Source organism: Rothia sp. HMSC076D04, from assembly GCF_001814645.1.
GTDB lineage: Bacteria > Actinomycetota > Actinomycetes > Actinomycetales > Micrococcaceae > Rothia > Rothia mucilaginosa.
The window spans coordinates 66,523-91,318 of the sequence record NZ_KV817370.1 but is presented as its reverse complement, the minus strand read 5'-3'; the positions used below and the strand labels follow the sequence as shown (position 1 = coordinate 91,318).

Here is a 24,796-nt window from a genome sequence, read left to right as displayed (position 1 = left end):
CGGAGCCCCCGCTTCGCGTGACCGCCTCCGCTGCTGGGGGAGTTCCCCTTCTGCGGCGCCCCAACAACGATTGATACAGGCGCCTTGAGGACGGAGCCCCCGCTTTGCGTAACCGACCGCGATGCTCGCATGTCCTCAACTCATGACATTTGTCATGTGCAGGTCATGACACTCTGTACCGCAGCGGCGCGAAAACCGGCGGTGTAATAGAAACATGAACACCGCAGCACTTCAGAACAGCAAGCACAACACCGCAGAAACCGTTATTTCTGCCCGCTCCCTCCGCCAGGTTTTCACCACCCGTGCGGCAGGCACCGTGGTCGCCGTCGACTCGATTGACCTGACCGTCAAACGTGGCGAAATCATCGCCCTGCTCGGCCCCAATGGCGCAGGTAAGACCACCCTCATCGACATGATTCTTGGTCTGACCCAGCCCAGCGGCGGTGAGTTGAGCGTCTTCGGTCGCAACGCCTCCGAGGCTGCACGCGCCGGTCTGCTCGGTGCGGTTCAGCAGACCGGTGGCCTGCTCAAGGATCTGACGATCCGCGCCACGGTCGAGATGATTGCGGCGCTGTACCCCAAGCCCATTGACGTGGATGAGGTACTCGCCGGTGCCGACCTGACCGATATTGCTAAGCGTAAGGTCGGCAAGTGCTCGGGCGGTCAGCAGCAGCGTCTGCGTTACGCCCTGGCGACCATGCACTCGCCGGAACTGCTGATTCTGGACGAGCCGACCGCCGGCATGGACGTGAATGCGCGCCGCACCTTCTGGGAGCGTATGGAAGCCATCGCAGAACGTGGAACGACCATTCTTTTTGCGACGCACTACCTGGAAGAAGCACAGAACTTCGCCCAGCGCATCGTGCTCATGGAATCCGGCTCCATCATTGCTGACGGCTCCTCCGATGAGATTCGCGCCCTGACCGGCCACCGCCACCTTTCCTTCCTCGCACCCGCGCCCATCACCGACCTGGATGTGCCGGTCGAGGTGACCGAAGAGTCCGGAGGGTACCGCCACCGCATCTCCGTGCTGGAGATTGAGCAGGTACTGCGCACTCTGCTGAATAACTACAGCATCAGCGACCTGGAGGTCACCAAGCCCTCCCTGGACGAGTCCTTCACCCTGCTGACCGAGCAGGCCGCCGCCTCCAAGGCATCCGACGCCTAAACATCAGACTGCCTAAACACCACATCATCTAAACGCTACACCGCCGCTACACACCTCAAGGAAAACATCATGCTCCGCTACGCACTCTACGACATCCGCGCTTCTATCCTCTCGACCGACCGTTTCTTCTTCGGCGTGGCACTGCCCATCGTCTTCTTCCTGCTCTTCGGCGCGATGCAGGACTACTCCTCCCAGCCGATGGGCGACGGCAACGTAGCAGCGTACGTCATGATTGGAATGGCGCTGTACGGTGCCGTGCAGAACACCGTGGCGATTAGTGGCAGCACCGTCACCGAGCTCTCGAGCGGCTGGAACCGCCAGCTGGCGCTGACCCCGCTGACCACCGGCAAGTACCTGGGCGCGAAGTCGCTGACCGCCCTGGTGATTTCTGCGGTGCCGGTGATTGCGGTGAACATTGTGGGCATGTTTACCGGCGTTGAGATCCCGGTGAACCAGCAGCTTGCCGCTGGCGCGCTGACGGTGCTGTGCGGTCTGGTGTTCGCCTTCTACGGCATCATGATGGGCCTGCTGATTCGTAACGAGAACGCCGTGTCCATTGCGAACGGTCTGCTGGTGATTATGAGCTTCTTCGGCACCGTATTCTCCCCGCTGAGCACCGACCTGCTGAACTACGCCCGTTTCACCCCGCTGTACGGTGCCGCTGAGATTGCCCGTTACCCCTTCAGTGCAGGTCAGACCATTATTCTGGGCGGTGGTGAGGACTGGTTCGTCACCGAGCCGCTCTGGTACGCAGTGGTGAGCCTGGCAGCGTGGGCGGCGATTTTCCTGGGTGTTTCTGCCCTGCTGATGCGCCGCGCAACCCGCCGCTAAACGCTTCTTCCCGCCGCAGCCTTGAACCCTAAGGTCGCGGCGGAAGCCGTACCCACTCACACTGTTCCTACTAACACAGCCCCTACTGACACCGCTGCTACTAACAATGCCGCACCGGTGGTATCTGCACCCGCGGCACCCGCACGTTAGGCTAGAACCATGACCGAAACCCACACCCATTCCTACGAGAACGAACACCCCCACACGGAGAACGAGGCGGCACCCTCCGCCGCGAAGCGCACCCTGGGCAAGCACCGCTTCCGCTTCCTCCACCGGGAACGCAGCGGCAACGTGAACTGGCTGGCGCTGGGCTTTAGCGCCCCGTGGCTGGTGTTTCTGCTCATGCCGCTGGACAGCTTCCTCACCACCCCGGAGCTGGGGCCGGTGCGCTGGGCCGGTGTGGCGCTGGTGGCGCTGTTTGCGGTGGTGAACTGCTCGGCGTACGCGGTGCCGTGGCTGGTGCCGGTCGCCTCCACGGTGCGTCGAAGCGTCATCTGGACGATACTGATGGCTCTGCCTGTGGCTGGCCTGACGGCGCTGCGGCTGGAATCGGCGTATACGGTGTTCTTGTCGTTCAGCATGTACTTTGTGGCGTTCTGGATTTTTGGCACAATCGCCCCGTACCGCCTGCGCTTCGGTGTGGCAGCGACGATTGCCCTGGTCTGCTGGCTAATCTTTATGGCGGGCAGCGGTTTTGACGTCACCGCGCGCGGCGGTATCGCCCTCTTTATCGGTGCGCCGATGGTGGGCATGCTGGGCTTCTCCTACCTGATTGAGCTCGGCGAACGTGCGGACGTAGCGCGTGCATCCCTGGCGCTCTCCGAGGAACGTGAAGAGATCGCCCGCGACGTGCACGACGTGCTGGGTCACTCCCTGACCGTCATCACCCTCAAAGCGGAGCTGGCGCAGCGCCTGCTGGAGATTGACCCCGCCCGCGCCGGCGCGGAAATGGAGGCAATCGCGCAGCTGTCCCGCGCATCCCTGGCGGAGGTTCGTTCAACCGTGACGCGCCTGCGTGTGCCCGACTTCTCGGGTGAGATTGAGGGTGCGGGTCGTGCCCTGCAGACCGCCGGTATTCGCGCCGAACTGCCGGAGGCTCAGAATGCGCTCGCGGTGGCTGGTGTGAACGCGAAGCTGTTCTCCTGGGTGCTGCGTGAGGCGGTCACGAACATGGTGCGCCACTCGGGTGCGAACGCGGCGCGGGTGCGTCTGAGCGCAACCGGTCTGGACATCCTCGATAACGGCGTGGGTGTGGGCGATGCTCGCGGTAACGGGCTGACGGGTATGGCTCAGCGTGTGGCGGCATCCGGCGGTAGTGTGGTGATTGAGCCGGCCCCCGCGCAGTGGCTGGCGGAGAACCCTGGCGGTGGGGTGGGCACGCGCATCCGCGTGAGCATGGACGGCGACACCTCACTGCTGTAAATAGGTGCTGTAGATTGTGGAACTTAGCGCCGCGCCCTGGACGGGGGAGCTACCCGCCCCTGTATGGTGGTGGTAGACAACCTCACGCGGTTGTTCCGCCCGCCGTTATCACCCCGTATTCACCCCTGGGAGGCTCCCATGATTCGTGTTCTGCTCGCTGACGATCAGCAGCTCATCCGTGAGGCTCTTGCCGCTCTGCTGGGTTTGGAGGTTGACCTGCAGATTGTGGGTCAGGTCGGTAGTGGTGATGAGGTGTTGGGCGCTGTCGCGCTGTTGAAGCCGGACGTGGTGCTGTTGGATGTGCAGATGCCCGGTACTTTGCTGGCTGATGGTATTGAGGCGGCTGCGGCGCTGCGTGATGCGGGTGCGGTGAGTGAGTCGGGTGAGCCGGTGCGCACGCTGATTGTGACGACGTTTGGCCGCCCCGGCTATGTGCGCCGTGCGTTGGAGGCTGGTGCGAGTGGTTTTGTGGTGAAGGATACGGGTGCGCGCCAGTTGGCGGAGGCGATTCGTCGTGTGCATGCGGGGTTGCGTGTGGTGGATCCGTCGTTGGCGGCGGATTCTTTGGTGACGGGTGCTTCTCCGTTGACGGAGCGTGAGGCGCAGGTGCTGCGTGAGGCGGCGTCGGGTGGTACGGCTCAGCAGATTGCGTCGGCGTTGTTTTTGTCGGCGGGTACGGTGCGTAATTATTTGTCGGCGGCGATGGCGAAGACGGGTGCGTCGACTCGTCAGGATGCGGTGCGTATCGCCACGGAGAACGGCTGGCTTTAGCCCGCTGCTTCTCAATAATTCGGGCGGGGGAGTGATGATGCTTCCTCGCCTCAGTTTTTCGCCTTCACTTTCTCCTAAGCGGCGCCTATCCCTGCACTCGGGGCGGCTCCTGCGCGAACACGGTAGAATGGTAGTGTCTATGCCCGCAGGCGCCCCGCACCCGTTTCTTCTTGAGGCTGGCGGTGTCGCGCTTGGAAGCGGGCACCATTTTCGCCCTGTGCCCGCCCGCACCCGCCGCATCACGTACGCGGCGCATCCTGAGTGTTTGGCGGGGTACATGATTCGAAGGAAAACTTGTGGCTCTAACTATCGGCATTGTTGGCCTGCCTAACGTGGGCAAGTCCACCCTGTTCAACGCTCTGACCGGCAACACTGTGCTGGCGGCTAACTACCCGTTCGCGACCATTGACCCGAACGTGGGCGTGGTGAACCTGCCGGATGCGCGTCTGAACCGTCTGGCTGAGATTTTTGGTTCGGAGCGTATTCTGCCTGCGACTGTTTCGTTCGTTGATATTGCGGGTATTGTGAAGGGCGCTTCTGAGGGTGAGGGCTTGGGTAATAAGTTCCTCGCGAACATTCGTGAGGCGCACGCTATCGCCCAGGTGGTGCGTGCGTTTGATGACCCGGACGTCATTCACGTGGACGGCAAGGTCGACCCCGCCTCCGATATGGAGACCATTAACACTGAGCTGATTCTGGCTGACCTGCAGACTTTGGAGAACGCTATTCCGCGTCTGGAGAAGGCTGTGAAGATTAAGAAGGGTGACGCCGCTCAGCTGGAGACTTATAAGGCTGCGCAGAAGATCCTGGAGGATGGTGACACCATCATTTCTCGTGCGAAGGACGCGAAGCTGGAGCTGGCTCATTTGAAGGAGCTGAACCTGCTGACTGCTAAGCCGTTCATTTACGTGTTCAACGCGGATGAGGGCATTCTGGCGTCTGAGGAGAAGCAGCAGGAGCTGCGTGACATGGTGGCGCCGGCTGAGGCTGTGTTCTTGGATGCGAAGCTGGAGGCTGATCTGGTGGAGCTGTCTGAGGAGGAGGCTCGCGAGATGCTGGAGATGAACGGTCAGGATGAGTCCGGCCTGGACCAGCTGGCTCGTGTGGGCTTCTCGACCCTGGGTTTGCAGACTTATCTGACTGCTGGCCCGAAGGAGGCTCGCGCCTGGACTATTTATAAGGGTGATACTGCGCCGCAGGCTGCTGGCGTGATTCACTCTGATTTTGAGCGCGGCTTCATTAAGGCTGAGGTTGTGTCTTTCAAGGACCTGGATGAGGCTGGCTCCATGGCGGAGGCGAAGGCTCGCGGTAAGGTCCGTATGGAGGGTAAGGACTACATCATGCAGGACGGCGACGTGGTGGAGTTCCGCTTCAACGTCTAAGCTGACGGGTCGATAGGACTTTGAGAATCCGGTGATGGAGGGATGACGAAATTCATCTCACTGTCACCGGATTTTTTGTACCCTTTAACCGCAAGCTGAATTTGTAATAATTCTCGGATCAAGAGATACGAAAGATGGATATGACTGTAAATAATGAAGCAAATGAAGAGAATAACGAACCTATTGCACCGAAGACCTCCAGGCGCTCATGCTCGTGACAAGTCTTCTGGTCTACGTTGACGAGAATGAACGAAATTCTGATTTATGATAATGAATCGTAATGTTAGAATTAAAATAATGTCTTCAGTGAAAAAGTAATACTGGCTTATGAATGTGACGTGGCGGAGCTCCGCTTCAACGTCTAAGAATAAGAAAGGATAAGAAATGCCCGGATGGTGGGAATCTTTTTTAGCTAAATGGTCGTGGGATGACCCGACGCTTCTCTTGGGTTTTGCATCCTTTGTGGTCACTGTAGCATCCTTTGTGGTCACTACAATCATCTCCATTGTGTTATGGAGGATGGGAGCTAAACAGGCAAAACGTGATAGCGAACAAGCAAAACGTGACAGCGAGCTGCAAGCCAAAATCCTCGAGAATCAAATGTTAATTTCTCAACGCCAGCGACGCGATGCGCTACCGGAGATTATTGAGCGAGCCTCATATCCCACGCATCTGGAGAAGTTATGGAAGGAGGTTAGCGGGTATAAGAAAGAGGACCAGGATTTCCTTCTTACTCTTCTTCGCGCCAATCCTGCTCTTCCGCTTCCTGGATTGTCCTCTGGCGCGAAGGTGCAAGATGATCTGACTGATGCTGTTGTGAGCCTTTATGTTGACGGGTTCGAGCGTCGCTATGCAGAACGTGATGGATACGAACCCTATCCCGGGTTGCTCGGATTCATTAAGGAAGCAAAAAGACAGGGAGCAAAGATTGAGACCTCGCGCATCGTCGACCTTGTTACAGGACCGACTGCAGAAAAGCAACCCCAAAATCACCGCTTCTACCAGGATCTGGTTCTTGCTCTTCCTCAAGCAACGGGTCCTCTTCTTGATGCGGTTGAGAGGATTGATTCTCGTGCTCCCAAGGGGCTTAAACTGAATGTTCTGACAGGTGCCCTCCTGGCAGTCAAAGATATGGAACTGAGGTGCCGAGACGGAAAGTTGTTTGAGGAAGAGGCAGAGGTAAGGGCTCTAAAATATGGAATTGCTACAGCTCTCGCTTCTCTGCTACGTCAAGGTGCCCTATGCTCGTTTGATGAGTGGGAACTTGAAGGAGCGACTGAGCGCGTGACTGCTACAGCCGCCTGGCTCATCAGAGCGGTTGGATGGGTTGCCGATGTCGATGACCTTCAATCGAAGTGGATGATTAAGAATCTAGCTTCCGCAATTGAATCGGATTGCATAAGGGACTGGGGAATTGATGGCGCCGATGTCCGTCAGGGATTCGAGTGGATCAGTGAAAAGTGCCCCAAATTGTGGGAAACCTATGGGGAAGGGCTGGAAAAGGCAGCCACGGAAATTGGACCCTGGAATGGGGCCTCTCCTCGTAGGTTATCGCTTACCGCCCTGAAACGTCTGACTACACCGTGACGTGGTGGAGTTCCGCTTCAACGTCTAAGCGATAAAAACATAAAAGCGGAGCCCCGCACTGTGAATGTACAGTGCGGGGCCCCGCTTTATTCGCCCTTACGAGCTGCCTAGGCAGCTACCGGGCATAAGCCTTATTGACCGGGATTAGTGGTCAGCACCAACCATAACGTTGGAAGCCTTGATAACTGCGTAAGCGGTCTCGCCAACCTTCAGGCCCAGTTCCTTAATGGACTCGTTGGTGATCGATGCAGAGATAACAACCTCGGGAGCGATCTCGATCTTAACGATGCCGTTGGTTGCACCCTCGGTGATCTCAACAACCTTGCCAGCGAACTGGTTACGTGCAGAAAGCTTCATGAAGCCGTGCCTTTCACTCAATAAACGTACAAATGCTCTAGATACTTTACACACCTTATCTTCTGCATAATGAGCAAAAACCCGAATTTTCGTAAATATTACGCACAAACCAGGCAAATTTTATTTTCGGCTTCACCCACGCCCTGCACCCGCCCCAAAAGACCGGCAAAAACCAGCCCCGCACATGCGGTTCACGCCTGCCAAATGGTATAGTCAGCACGAACGCGAGAATCCTCGCATCCTCCACCGTCGCACCCCAGCCTGGCTGACGCGCGCCCACACGCCGCAGCACCACCGCCCAACACAGCGGCAAGCAGGCGCAGGGGAGCGGCGCATCCGCACAGATCGAAGAAGGAACCATGAGCGAAAACCTCAACGAAATCGAAGCACCCGCCTGCCCCGAATGCAACGAAAACTACACCTACGAAATGGGCGAACTCTGGGCATGCCCCATGTGCGGCCACGAATGGGAACGCACCGCAGCCGGCGAAACCGAAGAAGAAGCAGGCACCAAGGTTCTCGACTCCGTCGGTAACGAGCTCGTCGACGGCGACTCCGTCACCATCGTCAAGGGTCTGAAGGTCAAGGGCGGCGCAGACATCAAGGCAGGCACCAAGGTGCGCGGCATCCGCCTGCTCGAATCCCCCGTCAACGGCCACGACATTGAGGCGAAGGTCCCCGGCGCAGGCCAGATGTACCTGAAGTCCTCCGTGGTGAAGAAGGCATAAATCAAGAAGGCGTAAGCCCAGGCGATATAAGCCAAGAAGACGTAACGCCTCTTGCGAGGCACAGAAAAGGCGGCACCTCCCGCACTAGCTCACGCTAGGGGAGGTGCCGCCTTTGCATATGAGGGACTCCGTGAGCCCTCAATGGGTCGGATTGCTACTTCCTGCCGGTCATGCCCAGGTACAGGGAGATGGTCAGCATCGCCGCGAAGACCGAAAGAATCCCACGCATCCAGTCGATACCGTCGGTTACGGCAACGCCCAGCTGAGCGGCCGCCCAGTTGCCGATAGCCGCGCCGATAGCGCCGCAGACAATGGTCCAAAGAAGCGAAATATTCTGGCGGCCTCGCATGAAGAAACGTGCAATCGCGCCAATAATTGCGCCGGTGATAATGGTGCCAATAAGAGTGCCCATTGTTCTCTCCAAAGGTTGTACACCTGCCGCTGTGACAGGTGGCGTGTTATTTCCAGTGTAGGCAATGCTGGTTACGGAAAGCTTAATAACGGGTATGTTAAGGTAAACAGCACCTCAATGTTTTACGTGTAAAACACTGAGGTGCCGTTCCTAATGAACGAAGCGACTACTTCGACTTACGCCAAATCTTCAGAGCGCTACAAATCAGCGGCAGTTGCAGGGGCAGGCGACTGTACGCAATAGCCTTACGCTGAGTGGACTGGTTACGCGCATCCAAAGCCATCTGAATGTTCGCGGGGAACACCGCAACAAACAGCAGAGCCGCAAGCAGGCCACCGGCACGGCGGGTCTTATCATTAGCCAGCAGGGCAGCGGTGCCCAGCTCAGCTACACCCGAACCGTGAGTGTACGCGTGGGGAGGACCCGGCAGGTACTTCGGCACAATCGAGTCGAAGGGATCCGGGATGATGAAGTGCAGTGCACCCATCACAGCGAGGGCACGAGCCATGCGAGTAGCCGAGCGCTCAGCGCTGTACTCTTTCTTCTTAAAAATACTCATGCTCCCATTATGCGTCCGTCAGAGGCGTATTCCTTGGCTCAGGGCACGCTGAACCGCTGCGTGTTTGACTGTCTAAAATGCGGACTCGGCACGTCAAACAGAAAACATTGTTCAAAAGCAGGTAAGATAGGGGACAACGGCACCACGTGCGGATGACGCTCCGCCTACCCTTATCTTTAGGTGAGTCGCCAGACGGAGTAAAACACCGGGTGCCAACCGGAACAATCAAAGGAGTACATCATGAAGAAGATTCTGTTCATCGCTATCCTGGCAGGCGCTGCATACTTCGGCTACAAGAAGTTCGCTGCCTAAACAGCTAGCCCTCGGGCACTCTACATATCCTTAAGCAACGGAAAACCCGCCGTCTCACATATGAACCATATGCGAGACGGCGGGTTTCTCGTATGCCCAACCTCCTGGGCTTCAAACACGTAGCCTATAAGGTGAACCGGCTATTCGCTCGGTCTAGTAGCTCGGCGGAACCTCACCGGTCATCACAACCTTGTTCTGCGAAGAGCTCCAGCTGAACTCAGCAGTCGTGCGACCGCTCGCGTTGTGTACCTTCTCGTCTTCCTTCATGTAACGGTAGGTCACGCTAATCGAGCTGTCCGAGGTACGGGTAATCACCGGAGAGAACGAGTACGGCTCATAGGTTGCGGTACCAATGAACTTGCCGCGGTGGAACAGCAGAATGTGGTGCACCATCGCCGCGGTGCAACACGAAGACGGGGAAGAACCCGGAATCGCGTCAATCCACGACAGCTCAGCACAGGGGTCGTAACCCTCGTAGCTTGCCGAAACGTTCGTCCACTGATCCCACTTGCTCTTATTCTTCAGCTCGCGCAGAGCCTTAGACACCACGGTCGATGCAGAATCAGACGCGCAGGTGGAATCCTTCTTCGACTCAGACTTAGCTTCAGACTTGGAATCCGGCTTCGACTCGGATGCGGTCGGCTCAGCATGAACCGTAATCGTCACCACCGACGGCACCGGAGCAGGCGACGAAGCACTCGGGGTAGCGCTCGCGGATGCGCTCGGGCTCGCCGACGGGGTCGGGAACAGCGCCTGAGTGGAGGTCGCGCTCGCGGATGCAGAAGCGCTGCTAGAAGAAGACACTACGGTACCCGAAACAGCAGAATCAGTGCTTGCCGAGCAGGAAGTGACAACAAGAGCTAGAGCGGCGCCCAATGCGGGTAGAGCCAAAGCGGTACGGCCGGTGAAACGGCGGCGATTAGAAGACATGGATACTCCTGAAGATGCACGGCAGCGCGCATCGGTGCTGGTCAAGAAGTGAATAGTGAACTCGTCCAGTATAGGGAAAAAGAGGCGGGCACGTGGTGCGCGCGGTCAGTGCCGTTCGTTACCAGCGCCGTTCGTTACCGTGACATGCGTGAGCAGCTGCCCAGCCCAAACCCCCGGCCCAAACACCCAGCACCAAAAACCGGCTAGCAGACCTTATCGTCCGTCAGATAGTGCACCAGCCACCCGCGCCTCGCGGTCGCAATACGCGCCGTAATCCGCGGAAAAACCCACAGACTAATCGCGCCCTGAGCCCACAAAGTCAGCGAAAACAGCAGCGGCCGGAACGCAACATCGCGCGGATCCACGCCGGGGTTGAGAAGGCGCGCGAGCGCATCCGACAGGAAAATCGACGGGAACATCAGCGACATCAGCACCGTACCCAGCACCCAGCCCGGCCCGAAACAGAGCAGAACCCAGTGGGCACTCATCCGCAGATTCTTGCGGTGCGCCCAGCGGAACTGCCAGCCGCGCAGACGGTACGGATAAATCACGCCCAGAATCGAGCCCAGGGACACCACAATAGCCGGCACCACAAAGAACGACAGGGACATCATGAGCGTGGGGGTCAGGTTCTTGTCCTGACTGTGCAGAACCAGCGCCAGCAGAGTGCCAGAAACACCCGTGATCAGACCGATTGCAATAGCCTTCGTGCGCACGAACAGGTGCAGGGCGTGCGGGTCGCTACTGCGCAACGCACGCAGCGCATGCTCCTCATCGTGGCCCATCAGGTTCGTTGAGGTGACGTCCGCAACCATCCAACCGACCATCACCAGCGCAAAACCAGCCGGGCCCTTAAACTCGCTGAATAGCCACGAACGCCAGGCTTCCGGGAGCAGGTACCAGCAGATTGCCGCCAACAGGGCATTACAAATGAGCGTCTGTGTCTCCACGGGGAACGGGCGTGTGAACATGCGGCGCAACTCAGCGCGCACACTCGGGTGGTATGTATTCTGCGGATCAATGAGGGCACGACCCTCCACTCGCTGACGGCGCAGGTCCTGACGGAGTGCCCTGAAATTCGTCACGGGATGTGCCAGCGGCGCCAAGCGGGAAGATACGTGCCTCAAAATGCTCACCTGCCCATTGTAGAGGTGCCGCCGGGGTGAAACGGCGCAGCGGGAAATCAGCTATACGGAAACTACACCCGCTAACGCCTGTGTCTCCTTGCACACCCGCCGCATCCGGGGGACAATGAAAGCATGGCTGAAGTAACTCTACAGAATGAACTCGTAATCCACACCAACGGCGACCTGCCCGCAGTCGGCGCAAAGCTGCCCGAATTTTCGGTTCTCGCGGCTGATCTCTCCGAGATTTCCTCCGCAGATTTCGCAGGTAAGAACCTGGTGCTGAACATCTTCCCCTCCGTCGACACCGGTGTCTGCGCAAACAGCGTCCGCACCTTCAACAAGCAGGCTGCAGGCCTGGAGAACACCGTCGTGCTGTGCGTCTCCAACGACCTGCCCTTCGCAATCGGCCGCTTCTGCGCAGCCGAGGGCATTGAGAACGTTGTGACCTCCTCCGCTTTCCGCTCCTCCTTCGGTGAGGACTTCGGCGTGAAGCTCGTGGACGGCCCCCTGGCTGGCCTGCTGGCACGCTCCGTGGTCGTCGTGAACCCCGATGGTAAGGTTGTCTACACCGAGCTGGTTCCCGAAACCACCAACGAGCCCAACTACGAAGCAGCCCTGGCAGCTATCAAGTAAGCTTAGTACGGGAGCCGGACAAGGTGCCGGCACCCGCATAGTACTTCCGTCAGGGACACCTGGCGGTACACAGCACAGCAGATACTGAACGTCTACAGTGCATGATCTGGGGTTCACCCACACATGCGGCTGGCGACAGCATAACGCCCCGCCCACCCGGTATTTCGGGTGGGCGGGGCGCTTTACTATATCCAGACTTAGTGCGCGATTCAGACTTAGTGTGCGGAGGTGCCGGGATGGCCGGGAGCGTCGGAGGTTTCGGCAGTTTCGGCGGCTTCGGCGGGGTCCTCATCCGCGACCAGCATATGCTCCGGCAGGGTGCCGCGGCGCTTAGCTACCACAAAACGCGACACCAGCAGCAGAATGTACACCACCATCGAAATCAGTAGCATCGATTGCGGCGACACCAACAAACCAACCGCCGCAGACACGCCTGCGATAGCCGCGGTGGTATGGTCTTTTGAACTCTGATATGCATCGATGGCGAGCACCGCAAAGAGTGCCGTCATCACAAAATCCACGCCCTTGAGCTCACTCAAGAAGCTTGCACCTAGTACGTAGCCGAGCGTTGCGCTCGCTAGGACGCTCAAATGCAGGCCCGCGTGAATCCACAGGATGCGGGAGGCACGCAGCTTATGGCGGTCCGGGCCCGTATTCAGTGCATACGCCTCATCAATGAGCGTGTACACGGTGTAGAACTTCGCCAAGCCGCCACGCACCCGCTCAATCGGGTAGGACAGACCGTACATGAGGTGGCGGGAATTAATGAGCAGAGTCATCACGGCGATAGAGAACAGCGAGGCATGATTCGAGATCATGTCGATCAGCACGAACTCTACGGAACCGGCAAAAACCAGGAGCGGCAGCAGGGGCGCCACCCAGAACGGCAGACCGTAACTGTGCACCAGCACGCCCAGACCAATGCCGACAAAGAACAGGCCCAGCATAATCACACCGGCAACGCGCATCGCCTCGGCGAAGCCGCTCTCGCGCGGCTGCTGCGGCCCCTGTGCATCGGGGGAGGCGGGAGCCTCCACCACGGGAATCATGCCGGTTAGCGGAAGCGCAGAAGCAATGACCTGTTCTACCTGCTCGGGAGAAGCCTGATGGGGCGCGGGTTGGCTCGCCTGCTGCGGTGCAGGCTGAGAAGCAGCAGTGGTGGAAACAGTAGTGGAAGAAACAGGATTCTTAGAGATGCTCATCGTGACCCTCCTAGAAAACCCAGTTAGCCAGCACAACGCAGGTGACGGTACCCGCAACCATGCTTAGCACCATATTCTTGCGCCACAGGTGCGCCCCCACGGTCACCACCAGACCCGCCAGGTACGGTGCCGCCGTTTCAACGGAAGAATAATTAATCTTCGCCACCGCATAGATGGCAAGCAGCGCAACAGCGCCGAGCGGAATCCAGTGGCTAAGCGCATCCAAAAGTTCGGAGCCAGCCAGAGCCTTCTTCAGGCCGAAGGGAAGCAAACGAAGCAGGAACGTAATACCTGCAGCCACAAGAATTGCGGCAAGAATATAGCCGGTGGTCACTTCACTGTTCATGAAGATTTTCTCTTTCTGCACATACTCAGCGAAAGACTCCGAAAGAGTGCCCCGAAAGGGGGGGGAAGAGTCCCCGAAAGAGGGGCGCGGGTGAAGCCGTGAAAGCATCCGCGAAAAAGGGTAGGGAGAGCCCAACCGAAGAAGAGGCTGGGGGCTAAGTAGTGCGGTAGGTACGTGAGTTGATGAAAGCCGCGAAACATGGAGGCGGAGGGTTGTTCCTCCTGCACGAGTTTTCTGCGTGGATAGTTCAGCGCGGGTAGTTGCGCGCGACAGTAGTTCTCGTGTGTGACCTCGGGTGATGCCGCTCCCGGTGCGGTGTTACTCCGGGGCGGCACAGCGTTCTGCGTCGCTAGTTTCCTTAGCGGTGTCTTTCATCTGAGTCATGGGGTACCTTCACCTCTGGGAGCCTCCGTGCAGGTTCGCGCGGGAGGCATCTTAGTAATCCTAGAAATAGAAAGAGGGGAGAGCGAAGCTCCACTCATCTATCCTAACCGGTTTCGAACACGTATGTAACGTTCTTACCGCTGTGTGGAAGCGGGAGCATCAGCGGTAGCGGCGGTGCCTGAGGTCTCCGCGGCGCTTTCAGCCTCAGCCGCTACCTCATGCACAGCACGATGCGGCAGCGTACCACGGCGCTTCGCCACCGGGAAACGCGCCAGCAGCAGCACCACATACGAACCCAACGCCGCCACCAGGAACGAGGACGGCGCAAAAATCAGCGCAACCGCCGCCGAAACCGCCACAAAGAGCGCCGTCACACGATCCGGGTTGGCGCGGTAGCCGTCCATCGCAAGAACCGTGAAGATAGCCACCATCACGAAGTCCACGCCCTTCAGATTACTGAGGAAGCTCGCGCCTAGCACATACCCGAGGACTACGCTCAGAACCCACGACACGTAAATCAGCACGTTCACCCACAGAATACGCGCACCCGAACGCTCATTACGATCGGGACCGGAGTTGAGCGCGAACGCCTCATCGCAAAGAGTGTGAATCGCCAGAGCCTTAGCCCAGAAACCCTTCACATTGTGCAACGGGTAGGAAAGACCGTACACCAGGTGGCGTGCATTCACCAGGAACACCGTCAACGCAATCGACGCTAGAGGTGCGCCACCACTGACCATGCCCACCATCAAAAACTCCACCGAACCGGCAAAAACTAGGGCAGATAGCAGCGGTGCAGTCCAGATCGGCAGGCCGTGAGCGTTGAGGATAATACCCAAACCCAAACCCAGCACAGCAATACCGAGCATCACCACGGAAGAATCCGCAACAGCCAAGCGGAAATCATTCTGCGTGCTCGTACGCCCAGTGCCGGGACGCCTCGTACGTTCAGTGCCGGGATGCTCAGCGCCGGGGGTCTGTGCCATAAAAGAGTTCCTTGTGTATGTTGTGCTCTTCAAAAAATCTACTGTGTGCGTGAGGGACTTCGAAGCTCCGCCGCGGTTTTCCAGTGTATAGGAGCAAGCGGTTGACCGACGAGAAAAAGAGTCCGGGAATAAAATAATGAGAAACACGCTTATAGTGAATGACGCTAAACAACGCGGCGCTGAATAACCTAGTGACCGTGCAGACAACCCGAAAGGAACCTCAATGGCTGAGCAGAACAACACTGAGCTGAACAACGCCGAGCAGAACAACACCGTGCAGACTGCTGAAGAGCAGAAGAAGGTGTACTCGCGCCAGCAGGAACGCCGCGAACTCGACAACTACCGCCAGACCAAGATCGAGCGCATCGACCGCCTGCGCTACCGTGCCTACGGTGCCAACGGCGCAACCCTCGACTTCGGTGTGGGCGAGGGCCTGCTGACCCCGGTCGAGCTGCTGCTCGCCGCGATTGCCGGCTGCTCCTCCGTGGACGTGGACGCGGGCACCTCCCGCCGCTCCACCCCCGAGGTGTTTGAGGTGCTCGCCTCGGCGCTGAAGCAGACCGAAGACGGCGCGGTGCGCCTCGACGACGTTGAGGTGGACTTTGATGTGCGATTCCCCGAGGATGAGCAGGGCGCCAAGGCGCAGAAGATGGTGGACCGTCTGATTCAGCTCAGCGAGCAGAAGGATTGCACCGTTTCTCGTACCGTGGAGCACCCCACGAACGTTTCGTTCCACAACCTGGCTGACTAAAGCCGGGTGAGCTGAATAGATCGGGTGAATTAGCCTGATAGGGAACCCTCCCGTACCGCTTGTGATGAAGCGGGTACGGGAGGGTTTTTCTGTGTTTTTGTGGTTTTGGGTGGAAAAGAGCCTCAAAAGCGAGTAGGATTGACCCTCAGATTAGGAAAACTTACGGTACGTAAGAAATCCTTATGATTAAAGAATTTCTTGACCCAGGCACAAACCTTCGGCGGCACCACCCCCAGCAAGACTAGACTGGACACCACAGACTAGACCGCTAGCAAACGCACGAAGCAATAGCCTCAGAAAGAAGACCTGACATGGCACAGCCTACAGAGACTTCCGGCGCTGCATCGGAAGCCACCCCCGCAGAGGGTGAACTGAAGCGAGGCCTCTCCGCCCGCCACATGCAGATGATCGCAATCGGCGGCGCAATCGGCACCGGCCTCTTCGTCGCCTCCGGTAAGACCATCTCCACCGCAGGCCCCGGCGGCGCAATCCTCGCCTACGCCCTCATCGGCATCATGGTGCTGTTCCTCATGCAGTCCCTCGGCGAGATGGCGGCGCACCTGCCCGTCCCCGGCGCATTCCAGACCTACGCGGCACGCTACGTGTCCCCGTCCTTCGGCTTCGCCATGGGTTGGAACTACTGGTTCAACTGGGCGATTACCGTCGCCGCCGAACTCGTCGCCGTCGGTGAGGTGATGAGGTACTGGTTCCCGGACATCCCATCCTGGGTGTGGGCGGCAGGATTCCTCGTGCTACTGACCGGCATCAACGCCCTCTCGGCACGCTCCTACGGTGAAAGCGAATTCTGGCTCGCCACCATCAAGGTCGTTACCGTGGTCGTCTTCCTCATCGCGGGTATCGCCATGATCTTCGGCATCCTGGGCGGTAGCTCCCCGGGCGTCTCCAACTGGACCGTCGGTGAGGCACCCTTCGTCGGCGGCGCACCCGCCGTACTCGCCATCTTCATGGTGGCAGGCTTCTCCTTCCAGGGCACCGAAATGATTGGTGTGGCTGCCGGCGAATCTGAGAACCCCCGCCGCGACGTGCCCCGCGCACTGACCAGCGTGTTCTGGCGCATCATGCTCTTCTACATCGGCGCGATGGTCGTCATCGGCTTCCTGATTCCTTACTCCGACCCGAACCTGCTCACCGCAGCGGACGGTAACATCAACATCTCCCCGTTCACCCTCATCTTCGAGCGTGCGGGCATCGCCTTCGCGGCAGCCATCATGAACGCCGTGATCCTCTCCGCAGTGCTCTCTGCAGGTAACTCGGGCCTGTACGTTTCGGCTCGTATGCTCTTCGCGCTCGCCCAGGAGGGTAAGGCACCGAAGATGTTCACCCGCATCAACTCCGGCGGCGTGCCCATGAACGCGCTGCTGGCTACCGCAGCTATCGGCGCGGTCGGCTTCATCGCTGCACTGCTCTCGCCGGACGGCGCGTACCTGTGGCTGGTGAACGTGTCCGGTCTGGCTGGCTTCATCACCTGGGTGGGTATCGCCGTGGCTCACTACCGTTTCCGCCGCGCGTACCTGAAGCAGGGCAATAGCCTGAAGGACCTACCCTACGTGGCACCGTTCTTCCCCGCAGGCCCGATTATCGCCTTCCTCATGTGCCTGGTCGTTATTGGCGGCCAGAACTACGAGGCGTTCCTGAGCGGCGACTGGGCTGGCGTGCTCAGCTCCTACATTGGTCTGCCCGTGATTATCGCGGTCTGGCTGGTGCACCGCGTGGTCACTCGTGACCGCCTGATTCCGCTGGAACAGATTGACGTGAGCGGCATCGAGGTTAAGGCTTCGAAGTAACGCGAACGATTGCGCCAGCTGATTGAATTAGCTGATACGTGAAGAGCCGCCGGTTCCCCTGACTGAGGGGGAGCCGGCGGCTCTTTGCTATCCGCAGTTTATTCCGCACGGGTGGGCTAGACTGTGCGCCCTGTAGCTCTTAGGAGCGGCGGCGCGAGCGCAGAACACTCAAGCCAAGACCAGCACAGATTGCAGCAACACCAATGCCAACAACCACGCCAACGCTGGATGCGCCGGTGTTCGCCAGGGTAGCCTTCTTGGGGCTGCTCTCCTTAACGAGGCTGTCCTGAGACGAGCGGGCGGCGGTCACCGGAGCCTCCTGAGCGGGCTTGCTCTGAGCTGGTTTGCTCTTAGGATGCGCTACGGTTGCGTCCTCCAGCTTGTCAGCGTTGGGGGTCTTATCGGCAACCGGTGCTTCCGGCAGAGCGGGAACCGTCGGTGCGTCAGTGGGGTTCACGCCGACTGTTGCTTCCGGCAGAGCGGGAACCGTCGGCGCGTCGGTCGGGTTCACGCCGATGGTTGCCTCGGGCAGGGGCGCCACGGTCGGTGCGTCAGTGGGGTTCACTCCCACGGTTGCTTCCGGCAGCGGCGCCACGGTGGGTGCATCAGTGGGGTTTACACCTACGGTTGCTTCGGGAAGCGGTGCCACGGTGGGTGCATCCGTCGGGTTAACGCCTACGGTTGCTTCGGGCAGGGGTGCCACGGTGGGCGCGTCGGTCGGGTTTACGCCTACGGTTGCTTCCGGCAGGGGTGCCACGGTGGGCGCATCGGTCGGGTTAACACCAATGGTTGCCTCGGGCAGGGGTGCCACGGTGGGTGCGTCAGTGGGGTTCACGCCAACGGTTGCTTCGGGCAGGGGTGCTACGGTGGGTGCGTCGGTCGGGTTAACACCAATGGTTGCCTCCGGTAGCGGAGCCACCGTCGGGGCATAAGTCGGAACCGCAGAAACCACAGGCTCCTGCGCGAAAAGCTCAAGAGGCTTCTGAGCATCAAACGAACCGTACTCAGCACCCTCAACGCCGGCAGCCATGGTGCCCGCAATGTACTTGTGAGAGGTATTCAGCGTCGCCGCAACATCCGCCGGGACCTTCACCTCCGTCTCAAAAGCGCCGTTGTGAATCTGCGAAGCAGGTACGGTCACCTCAGCCACGAAACGCATACCCTGCTGGGGAAAACGACCGGGAACCCACACATTCGTATCAGACACCACCACGCGCACACCGTGCGGGGTCGCCTCACCGGTGTAGCCGGTACCGCGCACCTTCAACACGGTCTCACCCTTGGTGTTCAGACGCGGCGAATCCACGTGCAGAACCGGTGCAGCGCTATCCTTCACAACGTCCATGCGCAGAATCTGACCGCCCCCGTAACCATCAACGATGATATTAGCGACGAAGCTGTAGTTCTTCGCTGGGTCAATCAGGCTACCGGGAACGTAATGGGTCGCAGTCGCCGTGCCATCCTTGAACGGGCCCTCAACGCGCACCGTCTGAATCGGGTTCAGAAACGGGAAACCCCTATGGTTTGCCTCATGCAAAGCCGGGGCGAAAGCGGTAGTTTTCGCGGGCAGTTTCGATGCCTTGAACGTAATCTTGTTCAGACGCAGGGCGGTCTTCAACTCACGGGTGTTGGTCTCAACCTTGTAGTTGTAGACCGTAATAACCGGCGGGTTATCCGGATTCGGGGTATTCGCTGCCGCAACAGAAGGCAGAGCGCCCAGGCTCAAGGAGGCGGCAAGAAGAACAGAAGCGCCGGCGCTACCGTAGCGGCGGGCACGAGAAGAGTTAGCCATCACGAAGTTCCTTCTACATGAGTGATTGAGCGATTCGCACTCTTCCTGTATCGCGCCAAGTCGAGTGCGTATACGGTACCGCGACATCGCGGTTAATTACACCGTAACACGCACCTAAACGCATGAACCGGACATAAGATAACTCGCCGAAATATTACGTAAAACCACTACCCGCAGGGCACACAATAGGGCGGATGAATAAGACAAACACGCACAGCGCCGGGCAGAAGACAGGGAAATGCTAGGGTAGAAAGATGCCCATGCAGAAGAACCCGCAGAACCAGAACCCGCAGAACCGAGTAGAAGCAGCCCAGCCTGCTCAGCCCGCCCAGGCAGCTGAGCCCGCCGAGCGCAACGCTACTGAGCACAGCGCCATCGACAGCACGCACCGCGTCGTCAACGTGTGCGCCGTGGCAATCCGCAACCGGGACGGGCTCGTACTCACCGTGCGCAAACAGGGTAGCGACGGGTTCATGATGCCCGGCGGCAAACCCGAACCGGGGGAAACCCCGCTACAGACCGCCTGCCGCGAAGTGAGCGAAGAAATCGGGCTCACCCCCAACCCTGCCCGGATGCACCACCTCGGACTGCTGGAAGCGGCGGCGCTGAACGAGGCAGGCTTTACGGTGCGCGCCGAAACCTTCGAATACGCCCCCACCGATGAGCAGCACGAGCAGCTGGTTACGCTGGTGCCGCAGGCCGAAATCGCTGAGCTGCGCTGGGTTAACCCCGCCATGAGCAGCCCCTCCGATAGCGCCGCGCAGGCACCGCTGAATACCGAGCAGATCTTCCCGCTGCTGGCACGCACCCCGCTACCGTAACCACCGCGCCCAACGTGCCCCCTGACCTGGCGGGCGGCACACATGAGGTACACAGGTACATCCGGTACCCTCAACACAGAACACCGCGAGGAGAAGCCGCCACGCAGCGACGCGTACGGTACCCTCGCCCACCCCTCAAGGAGAACCATGAAGAAGACTGACTACAACCTTGCCGTCTACTGCGGTGCACGCTCCGGCAACGACCCGCTCTTCACCGAGCGCGCCCGCGAGCTCGGCACCCTCTGCGCCCAGAACAATATTGGCGTGGTGTACGGAGGCGGCCGCACCGGCCTCATGGGCACCGTCGCGGGCGCAACCCTGGACGCCGGCGGCGTGGTTTACGGCGTGGTGACCCACAAGCTGGTTGGCCTGGAGGGCGTGTACCCCGGCCAGACCACCCTCGACATTGTGGACACCATGCACCAGCGCAAGATCGCCATGATTGAGAAGGCTGACGCGTTCGTCGCCATGCCCGGCGGCCCCGGCACCCTCGAAGAGTTCTTTGAAGTTTTCAGCTGGCAGTTCCTCGATATTCACTCCAAGCCGGTCGCCCTGCTGAACGTCAACGGCTACTGGGACAAGCTCATCGACGCCATGCACTACATGGCGTCCACCGGCCTGCTCAACGAACGCTACCTGGACGAGCTCATCATCGCCACCACCCCCGAAGAGCTGCTGGAGGCGCTCGCCAAGGACCTGGAACGCCGCGCCGCAGAAAAGAACGCTGCTGAATAAAACTAACGCAGAAAACGAGATTGACTATGGCAACCACCCCCAATCAGGCACGCACCCTGCTGCTGACCTTCTTCGGCCCGTTCCCCGGCGTGCCCGTGAACCCCACCGTAGCGCTCGCTGAGGGTGCTCAGCGTCTACTGACCCGGATGCGCCCGGATTTGAACGTCATCACCCGCGAGCTGCCCGTCAGCTACGACGGATCCAGCACCGCTCTGCGCACTGCCCTGCAGGATGTGCAGCCCGATGCGCTCATCAGCCTGGGCGTGGCGGTTGGCCGCGACGTGGTCAGCCTCGAACAGGTCGCTATCAACCTGGACTCCGCCGGTATTGAAGATAACGACGGCGACCAGCGCTGCGATGAGCCGATCGCTCCGGGCGGTCAGGAGGCGTACTTCTCCTCCCTGCCGGTGCGCGCCAGCTTTGAGCGTCTGCGTGCGGCGGGGGAGCCGGTCGAGATTTCGTACACCGCCGGAACCTACGTGTGCAACCACGTGTTCTACGAGGGCCAGCGCATCAGCCGTGAACTGGGTCTGAGCATCCCCGCCGGATTCGTGCACGTGCCCGCAACCTGCGCCGACGGTGAAGAGACCACCGAAGACACCGGCATGACTGCTCACCGTGACGCCGGTGGCGTGGTGCGTGACGAGCAGGGCATCCCGCAGCTACCCGAATCCACCGTGGTGCGCATTATTGCGGAGGTCGCCTCCGACACCCTGCCCGCAGTGAACTAGTAGCACGGCATATAGCTAGAACCTGTATAACAAAACCGCCGGATAGCCTCCCTAACTGGGAGCCTATCCGGCGGTTTGTGCATCCTATACCCGCAGGCTATAAAACCTTCGGGGCTATGTTTGAGCTACTACTTGGTGCGGTTCTTCAGGTAGTAGTCAATCAGCGAAGCGGTCGAAGAATCCTGACGAGCCAGAACCTCGCGGTCACCCTCAATAGCGGGAACCAGGTCCAGCGCCAGCTTCTTACCGAGCTCAACACCCCACTGGTCGAAGGAATCGATGCCCCACACAACACCCTGAACGAAGGTGATGTGCTCGTACAGGGCAATCAGGGAGCCCAGAACGCGCGGGGTCAGGCGCGGCGCCATGATGGAGGTGGAGGGGCGGTTACCGCTGAAGATACGTGCGTTGACCACGTGCTCTGCGGTGCCCTCTGCACGAACCTCTTCCTCGGTCTTGCCGAACGCGAGAGCCTGAGACTGTGCGAAGAAGTTAGCCAGGAACAGCTCGTGAACGTCCTGCTCGCCGTCCTTGGTCGGGTGGACCGGGTTAGCGAATGCCAGGAAGTCCGCGGGAATCAGGCGGGTACCCTGGTGAATCAGCTGGTAGAAAGCGTGCTGGCCGTTGGTGCCGGGCTCGCCCCAGAACACTTCACCGGTTGCGTAGTTGACGAAGGAGCCGTCCGCGCGAACGGACTTGCCGTTGGACTCCATGGTCAGCTGCTGCAGGTATGCGGGGAAGCGGTGCAGGTACTGGTCGTAGGGCAGAACCGCGTGGGTCTCAGCACCCAGGAAGTTCACGTTCCAGATGTTCAGCAGACCCATCAGAACGGGCACGTTCTGAGCCAGGGGAGCGGTGCGGAAGTGCTCATCCATTGCGTGGAAGCCGGCGAGGAATTCAGCGAAAACCTTCGGACCGAAAACGATAGCCAGGGAGGTACCGATCGCGGAGTCTACAGAGTAGCGACCGCCAACCCAGTCCCAGAAGCCGAAAGCGTTCTCGGGGTCAATGCCGAATGCTGCAACCTTATCCAGTGCGGTGGAGACAGCCACGAAGTGCTTAGCCACAGCCTCGGATGCTTCCTTACCTTCCAGAGCGCCAGCCTCAGCCAGTGCGGAAAGCAGCCACTCGCGTGCCACACGTGCGTTGGTGAGGGTCTCCAGGGTGCCGAAAGTCTTGGATGCGACGATGAACAGGGTGGTCTCGGGATCCAGGCCGGAGACCTTCTCGGCCACATCGGTCGGGTCAATGTTGGAGATGAAGCGTGCGGTGATGCCTGCATCAGCGTAGGGCTTGAGAGCCTCGTACACCATGACCGGGCCCAGGTCGGAGCCGCCGATACCGATGTTCACAACGGTCTCGATGCGCTTGCCGGTGATGCCGGTCCACTCGCCGTTGCGCACGCGCTCAGCGAATGCGTAGATCTTCTTCAGCACGGCGTGAACGTCTGCGTCTACGTCCTGACCGTCAACGGTCAGTGCCGGGGTGTAACCCTCGGGGCGGCGCAGCGCGGTGTGCAGTACTGCGCGGTCCTCGGTGACGTTAATGTGCTCGCCGGAGAACATCGCCTCGCGAGCCTGCTCCAGCTTGACCTCTTCAGCGAGCTTGACCAGCAGCTCAACGGTTTCGGAGGTAATCAGGTTCTTGGACAGGTCGACGTGCAGTTCGTCGGCGGTGAAGCTGAGCTTCTGCGCACGTTCCGGGTCAGCGGCAAACCATTCGCGCAGGTTCGGAGTGAGGGACTTGTGGTGAGCGGACAGAGCAGACCACGCGGAGGTGGTCGTGGGGTCAATAGAAGTAGTCATGTTTCCATTCTCTTATTTTCGGGTGCCTATGTCACCTCTTTCGGGGGTGATATGGGACGATACGGCGAAAAAATCGAAACCTGGCACACTGTTGTGGGCCTTGCAACATCAAGATGTAGAGTAAAACCTATGACTTCTTCACCTGAACACACGCCCGCTGACACTCACGCACCGCGCTACCTGCTCATTTCCCGCGAAGGGGAAACCCTCCTCAACAATGACGGAACCCTGCACTACCTGACCGGTAACGATGCTGCCGAGCCGCTGACCGAAGAGGCCATCCTTGCGCGTAGCGTGATTCGCCCCGCCGCCTACGGTGCCGACGCCCAGAAGGATAGTGAAGCAGAGGTGCACGTGCTCTACTGCGAGGACGAAACCCTCGCGCAGGTCGCTACCGACCTGAATAACCCTCGGGTGCGCGCCTCCGCCAGTGGTTTCCGCTACTACCCGGTCCACGAGGATCCGGAAGGCCGCGCCCACTACGCCACCGCCCTGGCACGCCGCGACTACCTCATCGACATGCGCTACTCCGCCTACAGTGGCGAGGAGGCGCCCCTCGGCTCCAAGGGAATCCGCCGCACCGCCTCCGGCGAGATGGTGTTCCCCCGCATTGAGCCCGCTGTGATGGCTCTGGTGACCAGCCGCGACGGCGAGCGCGTGCTGCTGGCGAATAACCGCCAGTGGCACCCCAACCGCTTCGCCCTCATCGCCGGTTTCGTTGACCCCGGCGAAAACCTCGAAGAGGCAATCGCCCGCGAAGTTTACGAAGAAACCGGCCTGCACGCCCTCAGCACCGAGTACCGTATGAGCGATGTGTGGCCTTTCCCGCGTTCGCTCATGATTTGCTACCGGGTGCGCGTGGATGAGAACGAAACCATCATCCACCACGACGGTGAGATTCGTGCCGCCCGCTGGTTCACCGCCGCTGAGCTGCGTGAGGCGATTGCTATTTCGGAGGAGCGCGGCAATAGCGACGAGGACGACCCCGCCAAGCTGGAGTTGCCCGGCACGAACGCCGTTGCCCGCCGCATGATTGATGAGTGGCTCGCAGAAAAGCCCTAGTGATACACTGGTAGCTAAGCCCAACGGAGGGGGGTCCGTTTTGGCGTGCCCGGAAACGCTCTCATCGCAGAGCGGGTCCACCGGCATACACTCCAACCGGCAAACACCCCCAGATAACCTATCTGAAGGTACTGCCCCGTGACCCCCGCGCCTTCTA

General features: G+C 59.6%; 24 protein-coding genes. 14 read left to right on the top strand and 10 right to left on the bottom strand.

The window, feature by feature from the left end:
• Nucleotides 1–214 precede the first annotated feature (214 nt).
• The 6 genes from HMPREF2980_RS06550 (at nucleotide 215) to HMPREF2980_RS06525 (ending at nucleotide 7,161) form a co-directional block, all read left to right on the top strand.
• Complete coding sequence (locus tag HMPREF2980_RS06550) at nucleotides 215–1,168, top strand: ABC transporter ATP-binding protein (protein WP_070593688.1); 954 nt, start codon at nucleotides 215–217, stop codon at nucleotides 1,166–1,168.
• 69 nt (nucleotides 1,169–1,237) lie between these two features.
• Nucleotides 1,238–1,999 (top strand): ABC transporter permease, encoded by a 762-nt coding sequence (locus tag HMPREF2980_RS06545; RefSeq protein WP_070690958.1) that lies wholly within the window; start codon nucleotides 1,238–1,240, stop codon nucleotides 1,997–1,999.
• 159 nt (nucleotides 2,000–2,158) lie between these two features.
• On the top strand, nucleotides 2,159–3,421 hold the full coding sequence (locus HMPREF2980_RS06540; protein ID WP_070690955.1) for a sensor histidine kinase: 1,263 nt from the start codon (nucleotides 2,159–2,161) through the stop codon (nucleotides 3,419–3,421).
• Between the two features lie 138 nt (nucleotides 3,422–3,559).
• On the top strand, nucleotides 3,560–4,192 hold the full coding sequence (locus HMPREF2980_RS06535; RefSeq protein WP_005508461.1) for a response regulator transcription factor: 633 nt from the start codon (nucleotides 3,560–3,562) through the stop codon (nucleotides 4,190–4,192).
• A 296-nt stretch (nucleotides 4,193–4,488) separates the two neighbouring features.
• Nucleotides 4,489–5,574: a redox-regulated ATPase YchF gene (gene ychF / locus HMPREF2980_RS06530; RefSeq protein ID WP_005505132.1), complete on the top strand. Its 1,086-nt coding sequence runs from the start codon at nucleotides 4,489–4,491 to the stop codon at nucleotides 5,572–5,574.
• A 384-nt stretch (nucleotides 5,575–5,958) separates the two neighbouring features.
• Entirely contained in the window at nucleotides 5,959–7,161 is a 1,203-nt protein-coding gene (locus tag HMPREF2980_RS06525; protein ID WP_070690953.1) for a hypothetical protein, read from the top strand.
• Nucleotides 7,162–7,305: 144 nt separating this feature from the next.
• On the opposite strand, the gene HMPREF2980_RS06520 is transcribed toward HMPREF2980_RS06525, so the two are convergent.
• Nucleotides 7,306–7,518 carry a TOBE domain-containing protein gene (locus tag HMPREF2980_RS06520; protein ID WP_005505155.1) on the bottom strand — a complete coding sequence of 71 codons (213 nt, stop codon included), beginning with the start codon at nucleotides 7,516–7,518 and terminating at the stop codon, nucleotides 7,306–7,308.
• A 359-nt stretch (nucleotides 7,519–7,877) separates the two neighbouring features.
• On the opposite strand from HMPREF2980_RS06520, the gene HMPREF2980_RS06515 reads away from it, so the two are divergent.
• On the top strand, nucleotides 7,878–8,246 hold the full coding sequence (locus HMPREF2980_RS06515) for a zinc ribbon domain-containing protein YjdM (protein ID WP_070690950.1): 369 nt from the start codon (nucleotides 7,878–7,880) through the stop codon (nucleotides 8,244–8,246).
• Between the two features lie 154 nt (nucleotides 8,247–8,400).
• Here the strand turns inward: HMPREF2980_RS06515 and HMPREF2980_RS06510 are convergent, their stop codons facing one another.
• From HMPREF2980_RS06510 to HMPREF2980_RS06495, 4 genes are all read right to left on the bottom strand, one after another.
• Entirely contained in the window at nucleotides 8,401–8,658 is a 258-nt protein-coding gene (locus HMPREF2980_RS06510) for a GlsB/YeaQ/YmgE family stress response membrane protein (protein WP_070675807.1), read from the bottom strand.
• Between the two features lie 166 nt (nucleotides 8,659–8,824).
• On the bottom strand, nucleotides 8,825–9,217 hold the full coding sequence (locus HMPREF2980_RS06505; RefSeq protein ID WP_070690947.1) for a DoxX family protein: 393 nt from the start codon (nucleotides 9,215–9,217) through the stop codon (nucleotides 8,825–8,827).
• Between the two features lie 465 nt (nucleotides 9,218–9,682).
• On the bottom strand, nucleotides 9,683–10,459 hold the full coding sequence (locus HMPREF2980_RS06500; RefSeq protein ID WP_070690945.1) for an LppP/LprE family lipoprotein: 777 nt from the start codon (nucleotides 10,457–10,459) through the stop codon (nucleotides 9,683–9,685).
• 203 nt (nucleotides 10,460–10,662) lie between these two features.
• Complete coding sequence (locus tag HMPREF2980_RS06495; RefSeq protein WP_141755947.1) at nucleotides 10,663–11,544, bottom strand: hypothetical protein; 882 nt, start codon at nucleotides 11,542–11,544, stop codon at nucleotides 10,663–10,665.
• A 174-nt stretch (nucleotides 11,545–11,718) separates the two neighbouring features.
• Between HMPREF2980_RS06495 and tpx the strand changes: the two genes are divergently transcribed.
• Nucleotides 11,719–12,219, top strand: coding sequence for a thiol peroxidase (gene tpx, locus HMPREF2980_RS06490; protein WP_070690939.1), 501 nt, complete (start codon nucleotides 11,719–11,721; stop codon nucleotides 12,217–12,219).
• Nucleotides 12,220–12,434: 215 nt separating this feature from the next.
• Here tpx and HMPREF2980_RS06485 read toward each other — a convergent pair whose 3' ends face one another.
• The 3 genes from HMPREF2980_RS06485 to HMPREF2980_RS06475 form a co-directional block, all read right to left on the bottom strand.
• The gene (locus HMPREF2980_RS06485) at nucleotides 12,435–13,421 is read right to left on the bottom strand and encodes an AzlC family ABC transporter permease (protein ID WP_070690937.1); all 987 of its coding nucleotides are present in this window, start codon (nucleotides 13,419–13,421) and stop codon (nucleotides 12,435–12,437) included.
• Nucleotides 13,422–13,431: 10 nt separating this feature from the next.
• Entirely contained in the window at nucleotides 13,432–13,767 is a 336-nt protein-coding gene (locus HMPREF2980_RS06480; RefSeq protein ID WP_005505182.1) for a branched-chain amino acid transporter permease, read from the bottom strand.
• 518 nt (nucleotides 13,768–14,285) lie between these two features.
• On the bottom strand, nucleotides 14,286–15,137 hold the full coding sequence (locus HMPREF2980_RS06475; RefSeq protein ID WP_070690934.1) for an AzlC family ABC transporter permease: 852 nt from the start codon (nucleotides 15,135–15,137) through the stop codon (nucleotides 14,286–14,288).
• Nucleotides 15,138–15,360: 223 nt separating this feature from the next.
• Here HMPREF2980_RS06475 and HMPREF2980_RS06470 point away from each other — a divergent pair, with 223 nt between their 5' ends.
• Both HMPREF2980_RS06470 and HMPREF2980_RS06465 read left to right on the top strand, forming a co-directional pair.
• A complete protein-coding gene (locus tag HMPREF2980_RS06470; protein ID WP_210399294.1) occupies nucleotides 15,361–15,888 on the top strand; it encodes an OsmC family protein in 528 nt (175 codons plus the stop codon).
• A gap of 311 nt (nucleotides 15,889–16,199) precedes the next feature.
• Nucleotides 16,200–17,693, top strand: coding sequence for an amino acid permease (locus tag HMPREF2980_RS06465; RefSeq protein WP_005508477.1), 1,494 nt, complete (start codon nucleotides 16,200–16,202; stop codon nucleotides 17,691–17,693).
• Between the two features lie 139 nt (nucleotides 17,694–17,832).
• Here the strand turns inward: HMPREF2980_RS06465 and HMPREF2980_RS06460 are convergent, their stop codons facing one another.
• Entirely contained in the window at nucleotides 17,833–19,485 is a 1,653-nt protein-coding gene (locus HMPREF2980_RS06460; RefSeq protein ID WP_246823695.1) for a hypothetical protein, read from the bottom strand.
• Between the two features lie 260 nt (nucleotides 19,486–19,745).
• Between HMPREF2980_RS06460 and HMPREF2980_RS06455 the strand changes: the two genes are divergently transcribed.
• The 3 genes from HMPREF2980_RS06455 (at nucleotide 19,746) to HMPREF2980_RS06445 (ending at nucleotide 21,772) form a co-directional block, all read left to right on the top strand.
• Nucleotides 19,746–20,306 (top strand): NUDIX hydrolase, encoded by a 561-nt coding sequence (locus tag HMPREF2980_RS06455; RefSeq protein WP_246823694.1) that lies wholly within the window; start codon nucleotides 19,746–19,748, stop codon nucleotides 20,304–20,306.
• Nucleotides 20,307–20,453: 147 nt separating this feature from the next.
• Entirely contained in the window at nucleotides 20,454–21,041 is a 588-nt protein-coding gene (locus tag HMPREF2980_RS06450) for an LOG family protein (protein ID WP_070690927.1), read from the top strand.
• A 26-nt stretch (nucleotides 21,042–21,067) separates the two neighbouring features.
• Entirely contained in the window at nucleotides 21,068–21,772 is a 705-nt protein-coding gene (locus tag HMPREF2980_RS06445) for a pyroglutamyl-peptidase I (RefSeq protein ID WP_070690924.1), read from the top strand.
• A 128-nt stretch (nucleotides 21,773–21,900) separates the two neighbouring features.
• On the opposite strand, the gene pgi is transcribed toward HMPREF2980_RS06445, so the two are convergent.
• Complete coding sequence (pgi, locus tag HMPREF2980_RS06440) at nucleotides 21,901–23,577, bottom strand: glucose-6-phosphate isomerase (RefSeq protein ID WP_070507655.1); 1,677 nt, start codon at nucleotides 23,575–23,577, stop codon at nucleotides 21,901–21,903.
• Between the two features lie 129 nt (nucleotides 23,578–23,706).
• Between pgi and HMPREF2980_RS06435 the strand changes: the two genes are divergently transcribed.
• Nucleotides 23,707–24,639, top strand: a complete 933-nt coding sequence (locus tag HMPREF2980_RS06435; protein WP_070677387.1) for an NAD(+) diphosphatase — start codon at nucleotides 23,707–23,709, stop codon at nucleotides 24,637–24,639.
• Nucleotides 24,640–24,796 lie beyond the last annotated feature (157 nt).